Origin of the sequence: Salinivibrio sharmensis (assembly GCF_001995985.1) — a bacterium.
Lineage (GTDB): Bacteria > Pseudomonadota > Gammaproteobacteria > Enterobacterales > Vibrionaceae > Salinivibrio > Salinivibrio sharmensis.
Genome location: NZ_MUFC01000018.1, coordinates 27,228 through 48,923 on the forward strand (window position 1 = coordinate 27,228; position 21,696 = coordinate 48,923).

18 protein-coding genes are annotated in these 21,696 nt (G+C 50.7%); 8 read left to right on the forward strand and 10 right to left on the reverse strand.

The window, feature by feature from the left end:
- Position 1 precedes the first annotated feature (1 nt).
- Together dtd and BZG74_RS13435 are read right to left on the reverse strand one after the other, a co-directional pair.
- On the reverse strand, positions 2–436 hold the full coding sequence (gene dtd, locus BZG74_RS13430; protein ID WP_077773064.1) for a D-aminoacyl-tRNA deacylase: 435 nt from the start codon (positions 434–436) through the stop codon (positions 2–4).
- Positions 408–1,376, reverse strand: a complete 969-nt coding sequence (locus BZG74_RS13435; protein WP_077773065.1) for a virulence factor BrkB family protein — start codon at positions 1,374–1,376, stop codon at positions 408–410. The genes dtd and BZG74_RS13435 overlap by 29 nt, the downstream gene beginning before the upstream one ends.
- 70 nt (positions 1,377–1,446) lie before the next feature.
- On the opposite strand from BZG74_RS13435, the gene BZG74_RS13440 reads away from it, so the two are divergent.
- Entirely contained in the window at positions 1,447–2,082 is a 636-nt protein-coding gene (locus BZG74_RS13440) for a DUF2959 domain-containing protein (protein WP_392397598.1), read from the forward strand.
- Between the two features lie 72 nt (positions 2,083–2,154).
- Here the strand turns inward: BZG74_RS13440 and typA are convergent, their stop codons facing one another.
- Entirely contained in the window at positions 2,155–3,981 is a 1,827-nt protein-coding gene (gene typA, locus BZG74_RS13445; protein ID WP_077668108.1) for a translational GTPase TypA, read from the reverse strand.
- 516 nt (positions 3,982–4,497) lie between these two features.
- Between typA and glnA the strand changes: the two genes are divergently transcribed.
- The 6 genes from glnA (at position 4,498) to add (ending at position 12,882) form a co-directional block, all read left to right on the forward strand.
- Positions 4,498–5,907, forward strand: coding sequence for a glutamate--ammonia ligase (gene glnA, locus BZG74_RS13450; protein ID WP_077773067.1), 1,410 nt, complete (start codon positions 4,498–4,500; stop codon positions 5,905–5,907).
- 109 nt (positions 5,908–6,016) lie between these two features.
- Positions 6,017–6,556, forward strand: coding sequence for a DUF4124 domain-containing protein (locus BZG74_RS13455; protein WP_077773068.1), 540 nt, complete (start codon positions 6,017–6,019; stop codon positions 6,554–6,556).
- A 109-nt stretch (positions 6,557–6,665) separates the two neighbouring features.
- A complete protein-coding gene (gene glnL / locus BZG74_RS13460; protein ID WP_077773080.1) occupies positions 6,666–7,730 on the forward strand; it encodes a nitrogen regulation protein NR(II) in 1,065 nt (354 codons plus the stop codon).
- Positions 7,723–9,132: a nitrogen regulation protein NR(I) gene (gene glnG, locus BZG74_RS13465; protein WP_077773069.1), complete on the forward strand. Its 1,410-nt coding sequence runs from the start codon at positions 7,723–7,725 to the stop codon at positions 9,130–9,132. Before glnL ends, glnG begins: the two co-directional genes overlap by 8 nt.
- A 110-nt stretch (positions 9,133–9,242) precedes the next feature.
- Entirely contained in the window at positions 9,243–11,795 is a 2,553-nt protein-coding gene (locus tag BZG74_RS13470) for a bifunctional diguanylate cyclase/phosphodiesterase (protein ID WP_131825640.1), read from the forward strand.
- 85 nt (positions 11,796–11,880) lie between these two features.
- Positions 11,881–12,882 carry an adenosine deaminase gene (add, locus tag BZG74_RS13475; RefSeq protein ID WP_077773071.1) on the forward strand — a complete coding sequence of 334 codons (1,002 nt, stop codon included), beginning with the start codon at positions 11,881–11,883 and terminating at the stop codon, positions 12,880–12,882.
- A 73-nt stretch (positions 12,883–12,955) separates the two neighbouring features.
- On the opposite strand, the gene hemN is transcribed toward add, so the two are convergent.
- From hemN to BZG74_RS13500, 5 genes are all read right to left on the reverse strand, one after another.
- On the reverse strand, positions 12,956–14,329 hold the full coding sequence (hemN, locus tag BZG74_RS13480; protein ID WP_077773072.1) for an oxygen-independent coproporphyrinogen III oxidase: 1,374 nt from the start codon (positions 14,327–14,329) through the stop codon (positions 12,956–12,958).
- A gap of 201 nt (positions 14,330–14,530) precedes the next feature.
- Positions 14,531–15,025 (reverse strand): DUF2489 domain-containing protein, encoded by a 495-nt coding sequence (locus BZG74_RS13485; protein WP_077773073.1) that lies wholly within the window; start codon positions 15,023–15,025, stop codon positions 14,531–14,533.
- 10 nt (positions 15,026–15,035) lie between these two features.
- Positions 15,036–15,524 carry a Der GTPase-activating protein YihI gene (gene yihI, locus BZG74_RS13490; RefSeq protein WP_077773074.1) on the reverse strand — a complete coding sequence of 163 codons (489 nt, stop codon included), beginning with the start codon at positions 15,522–15,524 and terminating at the stop codon, positions 15,036–15,038.
- A complete protein-coding gene (locus BZG74_RS13495; RefSeq protein WP_077773075.1) occupies positions 15,521–16,162 on the reverse strand; it encodes a class I SAM-dependent methyltransferase in 642 nt (213 codons plus the stop codon). The genes yihI and BZG74_RS13495 overlap by 4 nt, the downstream gene beginning before the upstream one ends.
- Before the next feature lie 672 nt (positions 16,163–16,834).
- A complete protein-coding gene (locus BZG74_RS13500; protein ID WP_077773076.1) occupies positions 16,835–17,452 on the reverse strand; it encodes a c-type cytochrome in 618 nt (205 codons plus the stop codon).
- 149 nt (positions 17,453–17,601) lie between these two features.
- Between BZG74_RS13500 and yihA the strand changes: the two genes are divergently transcribed.
- Positions 17,602–18,246 (forward strand): ribosome biogenesis GTP-binding protein YihA/YsxC, encoded by a 645-nt coding sequence (yihA, locus tag BZG74_RS13505; protein WP_077773077.1) that lies wholly within the window; start codon positions 17,602–17,604, stop codon positions 18,244–18,246.
- Between the two features lie 304 nt (positions 18,247–18,550).
- Here the strand turns inward: yihA and BZG74_RS16000 are convergent, their stop codons facing one another.
- Positions 18,551–18,598 (reverse strand): hypothetical protein, encoded by a 48-nt coding sequence (locus BZG74_RS16000; RefSeq protein ID WP_438616993.1) that lies wholly within the window; start codon positions 18,596–18,598, stop codon positions 18,551–18,553.
- Between the two features lie 198 nt (positions 18,599–18,796).
- Positions 18,797–21,547, reverse strand: a complete 2,751-nt coding sequence (polA, locus tag BZG74_RS13510; protein WP_077773078.1) for a DNA polymerase I — start codon at positions 21,545–21,547, stop codon at positions 18,797–18,799.
- Positions 21,548–21,696: the final 149 nt, after the last annotated feature.

The following is a 21,696-nucleotide window of genomic DNA, read 5'->3' on the forward strand; positions in this document are numbered from 1 at the left end:
TTTATACCTGAAGCCAGAAAGTCACCGGCCCATCGTTAACCAAACTCACCTTCATGTCTGCAGCAAACTGACCCGTTTGCGTCTCGACTCCGGCTTGCTGGCAGTCTTGGCAAAACACCTCATACAAGCGCTCCGCGTCGGCGGGTGACGCGCCAGAAAAGCTGGGGCGCATCCCCTTTTTGGTATCAGCTGCCAAGGTAAACTGAGAGACCGCCAGGAGCTCGCCTCCTACTTGTGAGACATTAAGGTTCATTTTTCCCGCATCGTCTTCAAACACACGGTAACCACGAACTTTATGTGCCAGCTTGGTCGCTTGGGTCTCAGTGTCGCCTTTTTCGACACCTAGTAGCACCACCAGTCCTTTGCCTATCGACCCCAATGTGAAGCCATCTACCGTTACACTGGCTTCACTCACGCGTTGAATGAGGGCTATCATCGGTTTCCTCTTTTTGAGTGGTTAAAGAATGCGTCGCTGCCACTGGCGTGGTCGATGCGGGTTGAGCCATTTGCCCCATTGTACCTGGCCACCAGGCTGTCGACTCTCTCAGCGTCGCCGTCACTTGCGCGCCAAACAGCACAATGCACCAACTGAAATACACCCAGACAAAGAGAATAGGGATCACCGCCAGTGCCCCATAAATCAATTGATATGACGGAAAATGGGTGACGTACAAGGCGAACACTTTCTTACTCAGTTCAAACAAAATACTCGCGACCGCCGCCCCCACAAAGGCATGGCGCAATCGTACACGCGTATTGGGTACCTGGGTATAAAGCCCCATGAAGGTCAACGTCGTCAGGATAAAGGGCAAAACACGCAGTAACGTCGTGAATAAGTCATTGGCAATCCCACTTTGTAGTAAGGACAGCGAGGTTAAATACGAGCTCAGTGCAATGCTGGTGCCAATCAAAATAGGCCCCAAGGTGAGCACCATCCAGTAGATAGAAAAGGCGATCATCGTTGGCCGTTTGGTCTGAATTTTAAAGGTGTGATTCAAACTTTTGTCGATCGCCGAAATGAGCATGATGGCGACCACAAACAAGAAACTCACCCCAACCGCTGTCATTTTACCCGCATTGGCAACAAACTCATTCAGATAGCGTGCCACCACTTCGCCGGCGGCGGGCACAAAGTTGTTAATCACAAACTGCTGTAAGGTGTTTCCCACCTCGGAAAAGCCGGGAAAGCTTGAAAAAGCAGATAGCACCACTGTCACCAACGGCACAAGGGATAGCAGCGTGACATACGCCATATGACCCGCACTGACCGTGAGCCTGTCTTCACCCATCCGCCGCCACAAATGCGTGAGCATTGCCATCAACCAATCACGGTGATGACGCCATGTCTTCTCGTCTAGGATCCCCACTTTGCGCATCCTTCCACCTTAACCTTGTGTTAGCCTTAAGCGTAATGAGTGTACATGATTTATGATTAAGGAGTTGCCTGTGCGGGCTATCTTTGTTTTTGTTATCGGCTTCACCCTACTCACTGGCTGTCAGTCTGCCTACTACTCGGCCATGGAGCAAGTGGGCATCCATAAGCGCGATATCATGGTTGATCGCGTGGAAGACGCCGCTGATGCGCAGCAAGAAGCGCAATCTCAGTTTAAAGATGCACGGCAAGCTTTAAGCCAACTTACCCAGTTTGACGGCGGTGAGTTACAAGCTGCGTATGAGGCAGTGGATAGCCAGTATCAACAAAGTCATGATGCGGTCACCCGCGTGCGCGAGCGGATTGATGCGCTTGAGTCCGTCTCTGAAGCGCTGTTTGATGAGTGGGAAGAAGAATTAGACTTGTACACCAATCGACGCCTACAGCGTGATAGTGAACAACGTTTGCGTCAAACCCGCAAGGAGTACGAGCGATTACGTGATGCGATGCGTCGTGCGGAAAAAACCATGACGCCGGTACTAAACACGCTGCAAGATAACCGCCTTTATCTCAAACACAACCTCAATGCCCGCGCGATTGGCGCATTACAAGGCGAGTTAGATGCGCTCTCTGGCGAGATAGACCGTGCCGTTGCCGATATGCAACGCGCGATTCAAGCCTCAGATCGTTTTATTCAGACCCTCAATTAAACGAAACGCCACCGACTAAAAAAGGCACCCGAGGGTGCCTTTTGTCAACGTTGCGCTAAGGTATCCGCGAGATTAGCCTTTGCGGCCTGCACGCTTACGCTCGGTTTCCGTCAATAGCTTCTTACGAATACGGATGCTCTCCGGCGTGGCTTCAACCAGTTCATCATCATCGATAAACTCAAGCGCTTGCTCCAAGGTGTACTTGATCGCTGGGCTCAATACCTGCGCATCATCGGTCCCTGAGGCACGAACGTTGGTCAGCTGCTTACCTTTCAAGCAGTTCACGGTCAGATCGTTGGCACGGTTATGAATACCGATCACCTGCCCCTCGTACACTTCGTCACCATGCTCAGCAAACAGACGACCACGGTCTTGCAAGTTAAACAGTGCGTAAGTCAGTGCTTTGCCCGCTGCGTTTGAGATCAACACACCATTAATACGTTGGCCAATATCACCGCCTTTATACTTACCGTAGTGGTCAAAGGTATGATAAATCAGCCCCGAGCCAGAGGTCAGTGTTAAGAACTCTGTTTGGAAACCAATCAGACCACGTGATGGCATCACAAAGTCCATGCGCACACGGCCTTTGCCGTCTGGCAGCATGTTCGTCAGCTCACCTTTACGCAGGCCGATGCTTTCCATCACGCCACCTTGGTGCTCTTCAAGCACATCGATGGTAACCGTCTCAAACGGTTCGAATTTTTCACCGTTTTCTTCTTTGATGATCACTTCTGGGCGAGACACGGCAAGCTCAAAGCCTTCACGACGCATGTTCTCGATCAAAATCGACAAGTGCAATTCACCACGGCCAGAGACGCGGAATTTATCCGGGTTATCTGTCTCTTCTACGCGCAGGGCCACGTTGTGAACCAGCTCTTTTTGCAGACGCTCAAGGATATTACGTGACGTAACGTATTTACCTTCGAGACCTGCAAACGGTGAGGTATTGACCTGGAAGGTCATGGTCACGGTTGGCTCATCCACAGTCAGTGCTGGCAGCGCTTCGACATTGCTTGGATCGCAAATCGTGTCTGAGATTTTCAGCTCACCCAAACCAGTAATCGCAATAATGTCGCCAGCAGAGGCTTCGCTAACATCGTGACGCTCAAGGCCCATATAGCCTAAGACACTGCCTACTTTACCATTACGCTTGCTACCATCGGCGCTTACAATCGTCACTTGCTGATTCGGTTTAACCGAACCTCGGGTGATACGACCCACACCAATAACCCCGACATAGGAGTTGTAGTCCAGCTGAGACACCTGCATTTGCAGCGGCGTCGTGATATCAACGTCAGGCGCGTCAACGTTATCGACGATGGCGTTGAACAACGGCTCCATGTCCTCGCCTTCTGTAGTTTCTTCTAGGCTCGCCCAGCCGTTCAGGGCTGACGCATAAACCACTTGGAAATCCAACTGCTCATCCGATGCACCTAAGGTGTCAAACAAATCAAATACTTGATCCATCACCCAATCCGGGCGCGCACCTGGGCGGTCAATCTTGTTGATAACGACAATCGGCTTTAGGCCATGAGAGAAGGCTTTTTGGGTCACAAAACGGGTTTGCGGCATCGGGCCGTCTACCGCGTCCACCACCAGCAATACCGAATCCACCATCGACATGATACGCTCAACCTCACCACCAAAGTCGGCGTGTCCAGGGGTATCAACGATGTTAATGCGGTAGTCATTCCAGTTAATGGCCGTGTTCTTGGCCAAGATGGTAATGCCACGCTCTTTCTCAATGTCGTTTGAGTCCATGACACGCTCTTCCACCTCACCGCGGGAAGCCAGCGTACCGGATTGCTGCAGCAGCTTATCCACTAGCGTGGTTTTACCGTGGTCAACGTGGGCAATAATGGCGATATTTCTTAGTTTATCTGTCTGTATGTTGGTCATGGACTCTCTTTTTCACTCGATAGACGGGGCGCGCGCCGAAATTGGCGAGCTATGCTAACACGACGGCACCGCCACCTGATTAAAAAAACGGCCGTAATGTACCAGATTTTGTCGCAAAACCCACCTTATTATGTGAATTAGCTCACCGTCACTCCGGGCTAACCCCGTTGCAGTTGGTCATTTATTGTGCAAATACAAGGATTCACCGCCGTTAGAGAAAAATGAATTTTTAAAGACGGCTCTCACTCTTCACCACCATTGTCTGCTACAAAGAGGTAGAGCGAGGCTGCACGCATCTCGTGCAACGACATGCACCCTTTTTGCCTGTTGCACCATTTGCGGTCAATGGCGCACCATTATGGTGCACACTATGCGCATTTGAACCACGCTGCACACGTTTTTTTCGCGTCAAACCCGGTTTGGCGCGGTTTTAAATTGTTGGCACAGTTTTCGCTTTGTCATGCAGCAAGGAGCCAACTCGCTATTTATTCAATTTGACACCGGAGGTTATTTCACATGTCAGTAGAAAACGTGCTCGCACTGATCCAAGAAAACGAGGTGAAATTCATCGACCTGCGCTTTACCGATACCAAAGGTAAAGAGCAGCATGTTTCTATCCCCTCGCATCAAATTGATGATGACTTCTTTGAAGAAGGCAAAATGTTTGATGGTTCATCGGTTGCGGGCTGGAAAGGCATCAATGAATCAGACATGGTGATGATGCCAGACGCCAGTTCCGCCGTGCTTGACCCGTTTACCGAGGAAAGCACCCTGAATATCCGTTGTGACATTCTTGAGCCTTCAACCATGCAAGGCTACGACCGTGACCCTCGCTCGATTGCTAAACGCGCCGAAGATTACATGCGCGGAACCGGCATCGCCGACACTGTTCTGATCGGCCCTGAGCCAGAGTTCTTCCTATTTGATGACGTTAAGTTTGCCACTGATATGGCCGGCTCGTTCTATAAAATTGACGACGTCGAAGCAAGCTGGAACTCAGGCACCGCCTTAGAGGGGGGTAACAAAGGTCACCGTCCAGGCGTGAAAGGCGGCTACTTCCCGGTTGCACCGGTTGACTCATCACAAGACATTCGCTCAGCCATGTCCTTGGTCATGGAAGAAATGGGCCTTGTGGTTGAAGCACACCACCACGAGGTGGCGACGGCGGGTCAGAACGAGATTGCCACACGCTTCAACACACTTACCACCAAAGCGGATGAGATTCAGATCTATAAGTACGTCGTCCACAATGTGGCACACGCGTTTGGTAAAACCGCGACCTTTATGCCAAAACCACTGGTTGGCGATAATGGTTCAGGGATGCACGTCCACCAGTCGCTCGCCAAAGATGGTCAAAACCTGTTTGCCGGTGACAAATACGGTGGCCTGTCTGAAACCGCACTGTACTACATTGGCGGTGTTATCAAGCATGCGCGTGCAATTAACGCATTCGCCAACGCCTCAACCAACTCGTACAAGCGTCTGGTTCCAGGCTTTGAAGCCCCTGTCATGCTGGCCTACTCGGCACGTAACCGTTCGGCATCAATTCGTATCCCTGTGGTACCAAGCCCGAAAGCACGCCGTATTGAGCTTCGCTTTGGCGATCCATCCGCCAACCCTTATCTCTGTTTCGCCGCGATGCTAATGGCTGGCCTCGACGGGATTAAGAACAAGATCCATCCTGGCGATGCCATGGACAAAGACTTGTACGACTTACCAGCGGAAGAAGCAGCGGAAATCCCAACCGTTGCTGAGTCACTGAAAGAAGCACTGCAAGCGCTTGACGCGGATCGTGAATTCTTGACGACAGGTGGCGTATTCTCGGATGACTTCATCGATTCTTATATCACGCTGAAAGGCGAAGACGTTGAGCGCATCCAAATGACTACCCACCCCGTGGAGTTCGAGCTTTACTACTCAGTGTAAAGGCCCATACGCCACAAATTGCAGCCCACCTCGCAGGTGGGCTTTTTTGTGCTTTTTACCCGCGTGACATGGCTTATCATTGCCCATATTTGCAGGAAAAAGGTAAGCAATGCGCTGGCTAACCATCATCTTGTTCAGCCTCACTGTCACCTGCCAGGCTGGCACGATTTACCAATGGCGGGATCAAAACGGACAATGGCATATCAGTGATCAGCCTCCCAACACGCCCCACCAAGTGCGTCATTATGCTCCCTCGTCGCCGTCGCCACCGTTAACCCAACCCTCGCAGACAACCACCCAGCCCACAAGTCAAGCAAACGTGGCGATCACACTGGTTCACCCCAGTGATGGCGCGACGTTGCGTAGTAATCCCGGAAAGGTTTCAGTAAAAGCCATCCTTGCACCGGCTGTTTCCCCAAGCGACCATGTGCAGCTGTTGATGGATGGTAAGCCCGTTCAAGTTCACCCTGAACAGACGCTCAGCGCCTTACAGCTGACACTACAATGGCACCTCGGCCCGGTAGACAGAGGCACTCATCGCTTTCAAGTACGCTATTTAGAAAGCGGCAAGGTAATTGCATCGTCCTCTGAACACCAGGTGTATTTGCATCGCGCCCATGTGAATCAGCCACATCGAACGCATGATTAACCGGCGACAACACCGATGCATTCACAAACCCAGCAGTGCAAGCTGCATCAAACAAGGAAGTCGATTACACTCAATGCACCAAGTTAGTGCAAACAAGGACGCAACGCTGATGACGCCCGCTCAACTGTTCGACCATCTCCTCACAGCGATTATTGTGGTGGATAGCCAATGGCGTATTCAGTACGTCAACGCGGCCGCCGAGCAGCTGATGCATCAAAGTGCTAGGCGCTTGCTGACGCAGCCGCTCACCGAGCAAATTCAGCACGCCAGTGTCGATTGGGCGCAAATAGCCAATACCACACGCGCCGGACAAAGCCTCACCGACAGCGACGTAACCTGGGTGGTGGATGGCCAACCACAAAAAGTGCAGCTCAGTGCTAGCCCGTTATTTGACTCTGAAGATGAGGGTCGACTGCTGCTAGAAGTCAATGTGGTCAGCCAACAACAGCGGATCAGTAAAGAGCTGACCCAAAAAGCACAACAACAAGCGGCAAAAGAGTTGGTACGTGGTTTAGCGCATGAAATCAAAAACCCCCTTGGCGGGCTGCGCGGCGCTGCACAGCTATTAGAAAAAATGCTGCCTGATGCGAGCTTGGCCGAATATACCCAGATTATTATCGAGCAAGCCGACCGATTGCGAAACTTGGTCGACCGTTTACTGGGGCCACAGCGTCCTGGGTTGCGCCAACGACAAAACATTCACGTTGTGCTGGAAAAAGTCCGCCAATTGGTTAGCCTCGATAACCACGAGGGCATCCAAATCATTCGCGACTATGACCCCAGCTTGCCAGACTTTGAGATGGATCCTGAGCAGCTTGAGCAAGCGATTCTCAACGTCGCCACCAATGCGGCGGATGCGATAAGTGGTCAGCCAAACGCGCGGCTCACCTTGCGCACGCGTACCGGCTTTCAAACCGTGATCCATGGCGAGCGTCACCGAGTGGTCGCGCAAATCGAGATCATCGACAATGGGCCCGGGATCGCGCCACACCTGCAAGACACCTTGTTCTACCCCATGGTCACCAGCAAGGCTGACGGCAATGGACTCGGACTCGCCATCACCCATCATTTAATCGATCAGCATCAAGGCAAAATTGACGTGAATAGCTGGCCAGGCCATACCTGCTTCACCATCCAATTACCAATCATTGAAAAGGACACGCCACATGAGTAAAGGGACCATTTGGATTGTTGATGATGACAGCTCCATTCGTTGGGTGATGGAACGCACCCTCAGTGCTGCCGGCCTCACCTGCGATACGTTTAGCAATGCTGAAAATGTACTCAGTGCCCTGCATGAACGTCGCCCTGATGTGTTGGTCTCCGATATTCGTATGCCAGGTAGCGATGGGCTGGCGCTGTTAAAAGCGGTACAAGAGCAGCACCCGGACTTACCGGTAATTATCATGACCGCGCACTCAGACTTGGATGCGGCGGTCAATGCCTACCAAAAAGGTGCATTTGAATACCTGCCTAAGCCGTTTGACATTGACGAAGCACTGGCGTTAGTTGAGCGCGCCCTGGCCCACTATAAAGAGCAGCAAAAGCAACAAACATCACAACAGCCGCAAGCGCAAACACCAGAGATCATCGGCGAGGCTCCGGCTATGCAAGAAGTGTTTCGCGCCATTGGTCGGCTGTCACGTTCATCGATTTCGGTGCTCATCAATGGCGAGTCAGGCACCGGTAAAGAACTGGTCGCCCAAGCATTGCATCGTCACAGCCCGCGCGCCGATCAAGCCTTTATCGCCTTAAATATGGCCGCGATTCCGAAAGATTTGATTGAGTCTGAGTTATTTGGTCATGAAAAAGGGGCGTTCACGGGTGCCAATGCCGTCAGGCAAGGACGCTTTGAGCAAGCCAATGGGGGGACCTTATTTCTCGATGAAATTGGCGATATGCCATTGGATGTGCAAACGCGTTTGTTGCGTGTGCTGGCAGATGGTCAATTCTATCGGGTCGGCGGTCATGCTGCGGTCGATGTGGATGTGCGCATTATCGCTGCTACCCACCAAGATCTCGAACGCTTGGTCACAGAAGGCAGTTTCCGGGAAGATTTGTTTCACCGCTTGAATGTGATACGTGTTCATCTACCCTCACTCAAAGATAGGCGCCAAGATATTCCCCAGCTGTGTCAGCATTTTCTTGCCCGCGCCGCCAAAGAGCTGGATGTCGAAGCCAAGCAACTCCACCCAGACACAGAAACCATGATGAGCCAGTTACCTTGGCCGGGTAACGTCCGCCAGTTGGAAAATACCTGTCGCTGGCTGACCGTGATGGCAAGCAGCAAAGAAGTACTCCCTGCCGATCTACCGAGGGAGCTGCTTAACCAGCCCAGCACCGTGACCGACAGTGAAGCACATGATTGGCAGCAAGCCCTCACCCAATGGGCCCAGGATGCGATAACACAAGGACAACACGGCATCTTGCAACAAGCGCTCCCCAGCGTCGAACGCATCTTGTTGCAGTCGGCGCTCAAGCACACTCATGGCCACAAACAAGAGGCGGCTAAAATCCTAGGCTGGGGACGTAATACCCTGACACGCAAACTTAAAGAGTTAAATATTGAGTCATAACTCATTATTGAAACTGACACTCTTTGAACCTCTGCTAAATTTAAGTAGAGAGATTGAGGTAAAATCCAACAATCGTGTTATTTTTTTATAAGAGTGAAGTTGCTGTACTGATGAGAAACTTAAGCCCATTGTCTATACGCACTGCCGTTATGCTCCCCGTGTTTCTCGTCCTAACACTGACGCTGATAGTGATCATTATTACCATCAACAACCACTATCGCTCCAGCTCGCAATTTGTCGGCAAGTTATTACTCGAAGATTACTCCGTCGGTATTGAGCGAGACTTGCGCCAGTATCTTGCTCATCCATTCAATGCCAACATTTTTGTTGCTGACAGCCTGGCCGCCCGACTTGGCGATGCGCCAATCACTGACTCAGGTCTGCGTGATTACCTGTTAAACAGCTACACCTCTCTCTATCAAGCCATGCCTTACATGCAGGTATTAAGCATTGGCGTCGATGCCGAGGGCGAATATTTCGGCTACCGTAAAAGCCAAGCGGGTCAGTATATTTTGATGGAGCAGAGTGAGGCGACCCAAGGTACGCTGCGTATTTTTGATGGCCGCACCCCCAATGCTAATGTCATTTACCAAGACAGCAATTACGACCCGCGTGTCCGCCCTTGGTATATTCCTGCCTTTAACCGTGAACAACCACGCTGGACAGATATTTACCGTGATGCCGATGAAGTCGGTGACGTCTCCTTATCGGCCATCGCCCCGGTGATGGTCAATGATAATGTGTGGGGCGTGGTCGCCAGCGACATCAAGCTCAATGCGTTTAACCGCTTCCTCAGCGAGCGTCAACAAAAGCTCGGGGGGGCATTATTTATTGTCGACGATGAGGGTCGGATGGTCGCCCACAGTGGCCAAGAGAGTCCCAGCAATATCTTGCATTTTCCTGATATTACCCATAATCCCGTCCTCGACAGCACGATTAGCCAGGTCGCAAATACGTGGCCGCCCAACCCCAGCCGTTTAGGCAAGCCCTTTAGTTTCAATATTGCCGATAAGGGCCACTTTTATGGCACCATTAAAAAAGTGGCGATGCCTGCTCCCTTTCAGCATCAATGGTATGTGGTGGTCGCACTGCCCGACCAGCTACTGCTAAAAAACCTTCTTAGCCAGCAAGAAATCAGTATTTATCTGGTGATGGCCATGGCACTAATAGGGCTTGCGGTGGTGTATTTCATTATACGCCAACTGACTCGCCCATTGAGAGACACCGCTGAAGCGGCAGCCAAACTGGCATCCGGCAACTTGACTTACCGCATCAATACCCCCGCGAGCCTACGGGAAATCGCGATACTCAAAGAAGCGTTTAATAATATGTCGGTCAAATTGCAGCACTCTTTCAATGCGCTGCGCCAACAAGTCCGCCAAGACAACCTCACGCAACTCTATACGCGGGAAGGCTTGATTGAACAGGCCGCAGGCTTGCGCTATCACGCCCCCAATACCTTGGTGATTTTGGGGATCAATGGCTTTCGTAATATTAATGATAGCCTTGGACAAGAGGGCGGGGACACGCTTTTGTGCGCGATTGCCAATCGACTCAGCGCCCTCTCCGATGGCTCTGGGATGCTACTTGCACGTGTGCGTGGCGATGAGTTTGCCGTTCTCGCGCCCAACACCACTAACCGTACACAATCTGAAGCATTGGTCGATCAGTTACTGAGTTTGTTTAAGCGCCCCGTCACCATTGGTAACGATGACGTCCTGGTCGACGCATGTGCTGGCGTAGTCTTTGGCTACACCTTTGGCGATGCCATCTATGAAGGCCTCGATCACGCAGGGCTTGCGTTAAGTGAAGCCAAACGCAGTGAAACCGACATGTATGTGTACTTCGAAGCCAACATGCAAGCACGGATTCAAGAGCAATCAAGGCTTCTCCTCGAGCTTCATCACGCCGTTCAGCATCACCAATTTGAGGTGTATTACCAACCCTTTGTTCGCTTGCTTGATGGCCGGTTCTGCGGCGCGGAAGCCTTAGTGCGCTGGCGCCACCCTACACGCGGCATGGTCTCCCCGGCTGAATTCATTCCCGTCGCCGAACAAAGTGGCTTGATTAATCAAATCGGCATGCAGGTACTTGAGCAAGCCGCGTATGACACCGTGGCGCAGATTCAAAAGGGCTTATGGCCAGCCAATTATCAGCTACACGTGAACTTATCCGCTCGTCAGCTACTGTCGGCCGACTTTATCGACAAACTGCAAAGCGTGCTGGATCGTACTCAACTGCCAGCGGATAATTTAACCTTGGAGATCACTGAGTCACAGCTGATGAGCCACGAACACTTGGCAACCTCAGGATTAACCAAAATCCGTGCGCTGGGAATTAAAATTGCTATCGATGACTTTGGCACCGGCTATTCATCGCTGGCATACCTTCACCAAATGGCATTTGATAGCCTTAAGATTGATCGCAGCTTCGTTCACTCGATGACTGAAAACAGCACCAACCAACGCATCATTGAAGCCGTGGTTGCCATGACACGTGGCATGGATGTGCACCTAGTGGCTGAAGGGATAGAAACCCAGGAAGAAGCCGAACGACTGCGCGACATCGGTTGCCATTTTGCACAAGGTTTCTTGTTTGCCAAACCTCTGCCCCTCACCGAGCAACCAACAGAACGGGTAACGGACAAGCTCCCCACGCGATAGCTGTCACGCCATCGACACACTGACTACTGACGATGAGTAGGTCACTCGCTATACTGAGCCCCAACTCACCTGCTGGGAACCGATGATGATAATAAAAGATTTACCCGTGACGGATTTACACCGCCACCTAGACGGCAATATTCGTATCGAAACCATTTTGGCATTAGGGCAAAAATTTGCGATGCCGCTGCCCGCCACTGATATCGAGTCATTGCGCCCACATGTGCAAGTAGTTGAGACCGAACCCGATTTGGTCGCATTCCTGTCTAAGCTCGATTGGGGCGTAGCCGTATTGGGGGATTTGGATGCCGTTCGCCGCGTCGCCTACGAAAACGTAGAAGATGCCTTAAACGCTCAAATTGATTATGCCGAGTTGCGCTTTTCGCCCTACTACATGGCGCTGAAGCACCAGCTCCCCCTCGAAGGCGTGGTAGAAGCCGTGGTCGATGGTGTGCAGGCGGGTAGCCGTGACTTTGGTGTGAAAACCAACCTAATTGGCATCATGAGCCGTACCTTTGGCCCTCAAGCTTGTATGGCTGAGCTAGATGCCTTGCTGACCCAAAAACATCAATTGGTCGCCATCGATCTCGCTGGCGATGAGCTCGGCCAACCGGGTGACCAATTTACCGAACACTTTGCCAAAGTGCGCGCCAGTGACCTGCAAGTTACCGTGCACGCAGGCGAAGCGGCAGGCGCTGCCAGCATGTGGCAGGCCATCAATGAACTCGGTGCCACCCGCATTGGTCACGGTGTGAAAGCGATTGAGGATCCAGCGCTGATGGATTATTTGGCTAAACACCAGATTGGTATCGAAACCTGCCTGACCTCCAACATCCAAACCAGCACCATTGCCGACTTAGCACAACACCCTGTACGTCAATTCCTCGACCATGGCATTTTGGCCTCGTTAAATACTGACGATCCGGCTGTCGAAGGCATTGAACTGCCCTATGAGTATGAAGTGGCTGCTCCTACCGCGGGCTTAAGCCCTGCGCAGATCAGCACACTGCAAGAAAATGGTCTTTCGATTGCTTTCTTGTCTGATAGCGAGAAAGCCGCGTTGAAAACCCACGCGGCAACACGCTAGGTCGTCGTAGAGTCTCTTCTCCCGGCGAACCTCAATCCACAAAAAAACCGCCAATGGGCGGTTTTTTTTGTGCTTATATCACACGAGAGAACTGCTGCTGGCGGGCTCTATCTCGCAAATAAACATCAAAGCTCATGCAGATATTGCGGATTAACATCCGCCCCGTTTTGGTAACAGAAATTGTTTCATCAGTTACCCGGACCAAATCATCATCGATAAAGCACTGCAGTAACGCCAGATCTTCAGCAAAATACTGATCAAAGTCGAGCTGATAGCGTGTTGCTATCTCCGCTTTCTCTAGGGTGAAATTACACATCAGTGCTTTAATCACATCACGACGAATTCGGTCGTCCGGCTCAAGCATCACGCCTTTAAACAGAGCATGTCGCTCAGCATCCACTTGCTGATAATACGCTTTCATCTCTTTTTGATTCTGCGCATAACAATCACCAATCATCGAAATCGCCGACACGCCAAGTCCGAGCAGATCACAGTCACCTTGGGTGGTATAGCCTTGGAAGTTGCGATGTAAACGCCCTTTTCGCTGCGCCACCGCCAGCTCATCATCAGGCAAAGCAAAATGATCCATGCCGATAAACTGATAGCCTGCGCCCGTTAACGTATTGATGGTGTCTTGCAACATGTTGAGCTTAGCGTCCGGTGACGGTAAATCCTCTTCTTTGATTTTGCGCTGCGCCGCGAACAAGTTGGGCAAGTGGGCATAATTAAACACCGACAGCCGCCCTGGACGCATGGTAAGGACTTGCTCAAGGGTGTTGGCAAATCCGTCAGGCGTTTGACTGGGCAAACCATAGATCAAATCAAGGTTAGTAGAACGAAAACCTAGATCACGCGCGCGTTCAACCAAGGCGTGAATAAAGTCTTCATCTTGCTCTCGGTTGACTAGCTTTTGCACTTTTTTATCAAAGTCTTGCACGCCAATACTGATACGATTGAAGCCTTCCCCACGTAGGTGGTCGAGCATGTCTAACGGAATTTCTCGCGGATCGACCTCGATACTGATTTCAGCCCCGTCTTCAAAGTCAAACTCTTGGCGTAGCAGATGCGTCAAGCGAGAGATTTGCGCTTTGGTGAGAAACGTCGGGGTGCCACCGCCCCAATGCAGTTGCGTCACGCGACGTGAACCCAGCAAAAATGCACGCTGCCGGATCTCATGCTCAAGCGCATCCAGATACTCATCCGCCTTATGTTGATGCCGTGTCACCACTTTATTGCAGCCACAGTAATAGCAAAGCTTGTGGCAAAACGGGATATGCACGTACAAGGATAAAGGACGCTCGGGGTACTGGCTGCACGCCATATCAAATTCCGCAGGCGTAAACGCCTCATGAAATTCGAGCGCCGTCGGGTACGAGGTATAACGGGGCCCTGAGTAGTTATACTTATTAATAAGGGCTTGATCCCAAATGATTTGTGGTGATGACATGGCTTACATTCCGCAAAAGCGCTTAGGAAAGGAATAACAGCGTCTAGTGTGCCACAGCCTTGAGTAAGGTGTTTAGCACTAACCGATGCTGGTGTTGCGAAAGTGTCGGCGAGATCGATTTTCGCCCAATAATTATAAGGGTATTGAGGCAAAATGACAGAGGAAAGCAGCCACGATAGGCTGCATTCCAGGCGGTCATACTCAGTGCGTGAGAATATGATCAGGGATGTGACGACCCCCGGTAAAGGCAAGGATTTCCGCGAGCTCCACTTTTATCGCCTCTTCAAGACGCGCCTCGTGTTTGGCTCGGTCTAAGTCGAGTCGCATGCGCTCATTCTTTTTCAATCCCTTTCTTGCCTCACCGCGAGGGGTGTCTTTTACTGCCTCATACAGTTCAAACAAGGCAGGATAGCGGCTATCAAACTCAACCCGTTTATCGCCTTGTAGGTGATCCATGATCATGTAAAGACGGATCGCGGCCTCCGATAAATCGCATTGATTCTGTAGTGCGGCAAACGCAATCACATCAACACTCTCAATGATTTTGTCATTGCGTTGGTTGATCGCTGCCTCTTTCATCTCGGCTTGCCACTTGGTTTGTCGCTTTAACTTCGCCAGCAATACGCCTGCGTAAACCGATAGCGCTAAAATAATGAGCGCCCCAAGTCCTGCCAATATCCAGATCCACTCCTGCACCGATTACTCCTTATTGATCGTCCTGTTGCTCAAATTTAGCCAGCAGGTCGTCCTCATCATCCAACGCGTCATCGTCGGCAAGCAGGCCCAATTTATCCATCAGCACCTCAATCCGATCCAGCTTCTCATCCACATAAGCTTGCAAGCCCGCACCTAACTTCTCGCCATTTTCGATGCGATCCAGCAGCACATTAAGTTGTGGATCTTGTTCAAGCTTCGCAAGCTCTTGCTCTGGCGTGAGCTTGGGTTGCTTAGGTTTTTCTGCATCCGTACCCAATGGGATCGGCTTTTTACTGCCAATGCGCGGGTCTTTTTTGCCACCGCTGCGACGCACTTGCTTATTGTCTTCTTCTGAATGACGCGAGCCGGCTTTTTTGCCTTTACGCTTTTTTTGCTTTTTCAGCATTCGCGCAATGCGGTCTTGCTCGTTCTGATTCTTATCTACGTATTGCGCCGGGCCTTCCGATCCTACGCGGCGCGTTTTCTTTTTACGCGTCATGACTCTGGTTTCCTCATTAAAATTACGTCGTTGCCGATAAACGTCAGTTCCAATCCCGCTTGGTGAGCTAAAAACTGGAAGGTATATCGGCTAAAAAAGCTGACATGCGTCAGATCATTCTTATAGTGCCAGCGTGAAAAAGCGTCTGGATCTTTAACCAGCTTGGTCATGATGCCCAAGTAACCACCCGGCTTAAGCATCGACAACCACTGCTGCCATTGCATCTTTGGCCAATAGAAGTGCTCGATGGCTTCGGTACAGGTGATAAAGTCATAGGTATCGTCCAGTACATCTGTTTGCGGCGCATAAAAAGGATCATAGCAGGCGACATCATGCCCCGCGTGGCTTAGCATGCTGGCCAACACGGGTCCCGGACCACAACCAAAATCCAGTCCCTTTGCTGGCACCGGTAAACGGTCAAGTAAAGGGTTGATCACGCGCGATAAAAAACGCTGATAACCGTCATCCTCAGGGTGATTTTGGTGTAAGTCATAGATAGCTTTCTCATCTTCAGGCGCGAGCAATGCCTGGCGCTCAACAAACACCAACGCGCACGCCGAGCACTGAAGGTACGCTCTGCGTTTGTCGGTGTGATAAAGATGGGTTGTTGTGTGCTCACATAAAGGGCAGTGCTGCATATCATTCATCTATGCCAAAAGCTGGCGCGAATGTAGCAGAAAGTGGGTCAATAAAAAAGCGACAGGCATAAAGCCTGTCGCGTATCGCGCTTGCGATAATAAGCGGATAGTGTCCGTCCTGGTACTTTATTCATCCCTGAGAATGGCGCTTTGCGCCTTAGTATCAACGTCCTGTCATTGTGGGTAGCATGCCTGCCTGTCAGTCGCTTCCTGCGTCCTTGTCGTTCGACACCCACCACACATCCTGTGTCACGTCGTCCTTGTCGGCCAACCCTGGCGCATCCACATCCTATGGCAGACCGTCCTGGTCGTCGCGCCCCTTCTTGGCGCATTAATGTGTCCCTAACCCTAACATCAACGTCCTGTTGATGTTGATAGCATATCGCAATGAGCGAGAATGCCTAGAATGTCAGCCAATAAAAATAAGAATGGAAATAAGCAAAGGTATATAATTGACTGATTTTAAATAATTTAAAAAAATGTCTTTCAAGAAGTGATGTATTTTTCTTGCTAGCAAATAGCCAATCTCTCACACAGAAGGTCGCTGTTGTCGCTATCGGTGTGATGTGATGCTAGAGCGCGAGCCAATTGTCATGGGGAGGTGAGTAAATGGGAGGGATAAAAAAACGGTGGCGTTTATCACACCACCGTTTTCGCACAACAGCTCGGTGATTAGTGTAGTCCGCCTAAGTAGTTAGACAGAGCATCAATTTCCTTATCCGTCAGTTTCGCCGCCACCGATCGCATCATTTTGTTCATATCGTTATGACGCTCTCCGGCGCGGAACATTTTCAGCTGACTGGCCAAATAGTTCGCGGGCTGGCCAGAAATTTTCGGGAAACCAGAAGAGGGGGTACCGTTACCGCGAGGACCATGACAGGCTGTACAGGCTGCAATACCGCGCTCCGGATCACCCGCCATGTAAAGCTGACGGCCTACTTCGATGGCCGTTTCAGGCGTGGTGCCAGGCTTGGGTGTTAAGGTTGCATAGTACGCCGCTAAGTCTGCCATGTCCTGCTCAGAGAGCGGAGCCACCATACCAGCCATTACAGCGTTATATCGCCCTTGCTCACCGCCGCTTTGCGCGCCAAGCTTAAATTCTTTCAGTTGTTTCTCTAGGTAGTTGGCGTGCTGACCCGCCAAGTTTGGGTAATCAGGCAAAACACTGTTACCGTCAGCACCGTGACAGGCGACACAGGTATTGGATTTTGCTTTGCCCGCTTCAGCATCTCCTTGGGCCCAGACTGAAGTGCTGGCGAGGAGAGTCAATATTAGCGCTAATTTCTTCATGACATTCCGTTTATAATTATCAAGCTTCCAGTACCACTACTTAGTTACCGTCATGGTACAATTACCGATCAAAAACCGAGCACGGTTATTTTACACAAATTCACACAAAAGTAATCAGTCTACTACACCAAGACGAGACGGAGTTAACAGTGGAGCAATCACTTAATTACCGTAACACCCAATTTGTTACCAGCGCACCCGACATTCGCCATCTTCCTGATAATACGGGGATAGAGATCGCTTTTGCTGGCCGCTCCAACGCCGGTAAGTCTAGCTCCCTTAACCGTCTATGTGACCAAAAGAGCCTAGCCAAGACCAGTAAAACGCCTGGGCGCACACAATTGATTAACCTCTTTAAGGTGGACGAAGGGTGCCATATTGTCGACCTGCCAGGTTATGGTTATGCCCAAGTCCCTCTGGAAATGAAAGAGAAGTGGCAGCGCTCTCTGGGAGAATATTTACAAAAACGTGATCAACTTGGCGGATTAGTGGTCTTAATGGATATCCGTCACCCGATGAAGGATTTGGATCAGCAGCTGATTTACTGGGCGGTTGAATCTAACTTACCGGTTTTAGTGCTGCTAACCAAAGCCGACAAGCTCAAATCAGGGGCACGTAAGCAGCAACTGATGAAAATACGCGAAGCATCACTGGCCTTTTGCGGCGATGTAGAGGTCGAGTTGTACTCATCGCTTAAAGGGATGGGCGTCGATAAACTGCGCCGTAAGCTAGACGGCTGGTATCAACAAACACCCCCAGTCATCGCAGACGACGACGCACAACCAACCGAGTAACTCTCTTTAACGGGGAGAACCTACCTGTCACTCACGCAGATAAAAAAAGCCGACCCTCAATACGAGGGCCGGCGAATCTTTGTGCTTAAGCGATCTAACGTAGACCCTGTAGACACATAAAGAACAAGAAGCTGTGCGTATTATAACCAAGCCTTTATGCAAAATTAAAGTAATTACTCTAATTTTAAATAATGAAAATGGATACGACAGCGGAAAAGCATCAAGGCAGTGGCAGGGGTCGTGCCACGTTCTGGTGCTTAGGCATAAAAAAACCCCAGTCAGTATCCTGACTGGGGCTGCTGAATCAGCCAAATCCAATAACGTGAAACAAAAGGTCTGAAAGATAGAACATCTTACCTCTGTACCCTACGCTGTTAACTGTATATCAATCACTCAGTATTGAAAAGTATCTTACGTAATTTTTTTTCATAAAAATAAGTCATTTTAGAGTAAAAACGCCAAAGATCAGGTGGATAGTGTACAAAAAAAGCCGATATCGAATATCGGCTTTTAGTATAAAACGACAGAAAGGGCAATAAAAACCCTTAACTTAGTGGGCTTCTCCCCAGTTATCCCCGAATCCAGCTTCGGCAATCAAAGGAACATCCAGGTCAGCCGCCGACTCCATCAAATTCCGTACTTTGCTTTCAACTTTGGACATTGATGACGTTTTGACTTCCAACACCAGTTCATCGTGAACTTGCATCACCAGACGGGCGTCATCCGCGGCATTGGCTTGAATCCATTGATCAACCAATATCATCGCACGCTTAATAATATCGGCCGCCGTTCCTTGCATCGGCGCATTGATTGCCGCACGCTCGGCCCCTTTACGACGCATCCCATTGCGTGATTTTATTTCAGGCAGATAAAGGCGACGGCCAAAAATGGTTTCTACATAGCCTTTTTCCGCCGCTTGCTCACGGGTGCGATCCATGTAGGCCTTGACGCCAGGGTAGCGCTCAAAGTAGGTATCCATGTAGCTTTGTGCTTCTTGACGGCCAATCCCTAACTGACGGGACAGACCAAAAGCACTCATGCCATAAATCAAACCAAAGTTGATCGCTTTAGCGCGGCGGCGCTGCTCGCTGGTAACCTCGTCGAGGCTCACACCCATCACTTCCGCGGCGGTGGCGGCGTGAATATCTTTGCCGTCACGGAATGCTTCTAGCAAGGCTTTATCGCCGGATAGGTGTGCCATAATTCGCAATTCGATTTGCGAGTAATCGACCGCCAAAATCGTATGATCCGGTTCCGCGGTGAAGGCTTCACGAATACGACGACCCTGTTCGTTACGAATGGGGATATTTTGTAAGTTCGGATCGGTGGACGATAAGCGCCCCGTCGCTGTGACGGCTTGATGATACGAGGTGTGCACACGGCCGGTTTGCGCATTGATCATGCGCGGCAATTTGTCCGTGTAGGTCGATTTGAGCTTTGCCAGCCCACGGTATTCCAAAATCCGTGCTGGCAGCGGGTAATCGAGTGAGAGCTCTTGCAGCACTTCTTCATTGGTTGAAGGGCTACCTGATGGGGTTTTCTTCACCACCGGCAGGCCCATTTTCTCAAACAAAATTGCTTGCAGTTGCTTGGGCGAGCTTAAGTTGAACTCTTCGCCGGCAATCTCAAACGCTTCACGCTCAAGCTCAATCAAACGGGTATGTAACGCTTCTGATTGGGTCGCCAACTTGTCTTTGTCAATTAGCACACCATGACGTTCCATACGCGACAACACGCTGACTAGCGGCATCTCATAGAACTCAAAAATGGTTTTCAGTTTCTCGTCACTGGTGACTTTACCAATCAGGTATTGGTGCAAACGCAGCGTAATGTCGGCATCTTCCGCCGCATAAGGTGCCGCTTGCTCAAGAGGGATTTGGTTAAAGGTCAGTTGTTTCTTGCCTTTCCCCGCAATCTCTTCAAAACTGATGCAGGTGTGCTGCAAGTAGCGCTCAGCGAGGCTGTCCATGTCATGGCGTCCCGCCACACTGTTATAGACATACGATTCCAGCATGGTGTCGTAGGCGATCCCTTTTAAGGTGATCCCGTGACGCGCAAACACACTGGCATCATATTTCAGATTTTGGCCGACTTTCGCCGCTGAGGGATCTTCCAACCAAGGGCGTAATACCTCCAGCACCTCATCCAGCGATAATTGAGCAGGCGCTTCCAGATAATCATGAGCCACCGGTACATACGCCGCTTCACCTGGCGCCACGGCAAATGAAATCCCAACCAGGTTGGCTTCCATATAGTTGAGGCTATCGGTTTCGGTATCGACCGCGACCACCTCAGCATCACGGATTTTCTTCAGCCACGTGTCTAGCGCTTCTCGTGTCAGCAGGGTCTGATAACCGCTTCGGTCAATTGTGGCCGTTTGCGAAATAGGCTCATCCGATACCGCCTCTTCCGGCGCATCACCTTCATCCAGCTCTTTGAGCCAGCGGCGGAATTGCAAGTCACGATACATGGCCACCAAGGTGTCATTATCAGGCTCTTGCTTAACCAACTCTTCAGGAGTGAAATCAAGCACTACATCCAATTTAATCGTGGCGAGTTGATATGACAGGTAGGCCGCGTCTTGATGCTCAGTCAGTTTTTTCGCCATGCTTTTCGCGCCGCGGAAGCTGAGCTCAGCAATCTTATCGAGGTTGGCGTAAATATCGTCCAAGCCACCTAGATTGGCAATCAACGCGGTGGCGGTTTTATCACCGACGCCCGGTACGCCAGGAATGTTATCGACTTTATCGCCCATCAGGGCAAGGTAATCAATAATATGCTCAGGGCCAAAGCCATACTTCTCACGCACCGCCTCAGGATCCATCACCACATTAGTCATGGTGTTGATTAAGGTGACATGCTCATCCACCAGCTGCGCCATGTCTTTATCACCCGTGCTGATCAGTACCGGCATTCCCGCTTTTGAGGCTTGCGTAGCGAGTGTGCCAATCACATCATCGGCCTCCACGCCCTCTACCGCCAGTAAAGGCAGACCCATCGCTTTGATAATCTTGTGCAAAGGTTCAATTTGCCCACGTAGATCATCTGGCATGGGTGGACGGTTGGCTTTGTACTGCTCGTACATATCGTCACGAAACGTCTTCCCTTTGGCATCAAAAATCACCGCCACATGCGAATGCGGGTACTGGCGCAACAGGCTGCGCAGCATATTCACCACCCCAAACACCGCGCCAGTGGGTTCGCCTTGGCTATTAGTAAGATTGGGAGACGCATGGTATGCCCGGTAAAGATACGAAGAGCCATCCACAAGGATTAACGGATTGTCGGGAAGAGTTGCCATATCAGAATCTTGATCGCCAGTTAAACACGTTAGCCGTTAAGCATGCCACGAGTCTCGACCCCTGTTAACCATGGTTTTTCCCACAAGGTCGCCAATCTGTGGATAACTTTGTTGGTAATTATTTTATAGGATTTTGATTTTGTCTAAAC

What these genes read in the sequence shown, in the direction of transcription:
- dtd (WP_077773064.1), bottom strand. Translation starts at nt 436, where the DNA reads ATGATAGCCCTCATTCAACGCGTGAGTGAAGCCAGTGTAACGGTAGAT.
- BZG74_RS13435 (WP_077773065.1), bottom strand. Translation starts at nt 1,376, where the DNA reads ATGCGCAAAGTGGGGATCCTAGACGAGAAGACATGGCGTCATCACCGT.
- typA (WP_077668108.1), bottom strand. Translation starts at nt 3,981, where the DNA reads ATGACCAACATACAGACAGATAAACTAAGAAATATCGCCATTATTGCC.
- glnA (WP_077773067.1), top strand. Translation starts at nt 4,498, where the DNA reads ATGTCAGTAGAAAACGTGCTCGCACTGATCCAAGAAAACGAGGTGAAA.
- BZG74_RS13455 (WP_077773068.1), top strand. Translation starts at nt 6,017, where the DNA reads ATGCGCTGGCTAACCATCATCTTGTTCAGCCTCACTGTCACCTGCCAG.
- glnL (WP_077773080.1), top strand. Translation starts at nt 6,666, where the DNA reads ATGACGCCCGCTCAACTGTTCGACCATCTCCTCACAGCGATTATTGTG.
- glnG (WP_077773069.1), top strand. Translation starts at nt 7,723, where the DNA reads ATGAGTAAAGGGACCATTTGGATTGTTGATGATGACAGCTCCATTCGT.
- BZG74_RS13470 (WP_131825640.1), top strand. Translation starts at nt 9,243, where the DNA reads ATGAGAAACTTAAGCCCATTGTCTATACGCACTGCCGTTATGCTCCCC.
- add (WP_077773071.1), top strand. Translation starts at nt 11,881, where the DNA reads ATGATAATAAAAGATTTACCCGTGACGGATTTACACCGCCACCTAGAC.
- hemN (WP_077773072.1), bottom strand. Translation starts at nt 14,329, where the DNA reads ATGTCATCACCACAAATCATTTGGGATCAAGCCCTTATTAATAAGTAT.
- yihI (WP_077773074.1), bottom strand. Translation starts at nt 15,524, where the DNA reads ATGACGCGTAAAAAGAAAACGCGCCGCGTAGGATCGGAAGGCCCGGCG.
- BZG74_RS13495 (WP_077773075.1), bottom strand. Translation starts at nt 16,162, where the DNA reads ATGCAGCACTGCCCTTTATGTGAGCACACAACAACCCATCTTTATCAC.
- BZG74_RS13500 (WP_077773076.1), bottom strand. Translation starts at nt 17,452, where the DNA reads ATGAAGAAATTAGCGCTAATATTGACTCTCCTCGCCAGCACTTCAGTC.
- polA (WP_077773078.1), bottom strand. Translation starts at nt 21,547, where the DNA reads ATGGCAACTCTTCCCGACAATCCGTTAATCCTTGTGGATGGCTCTTCG.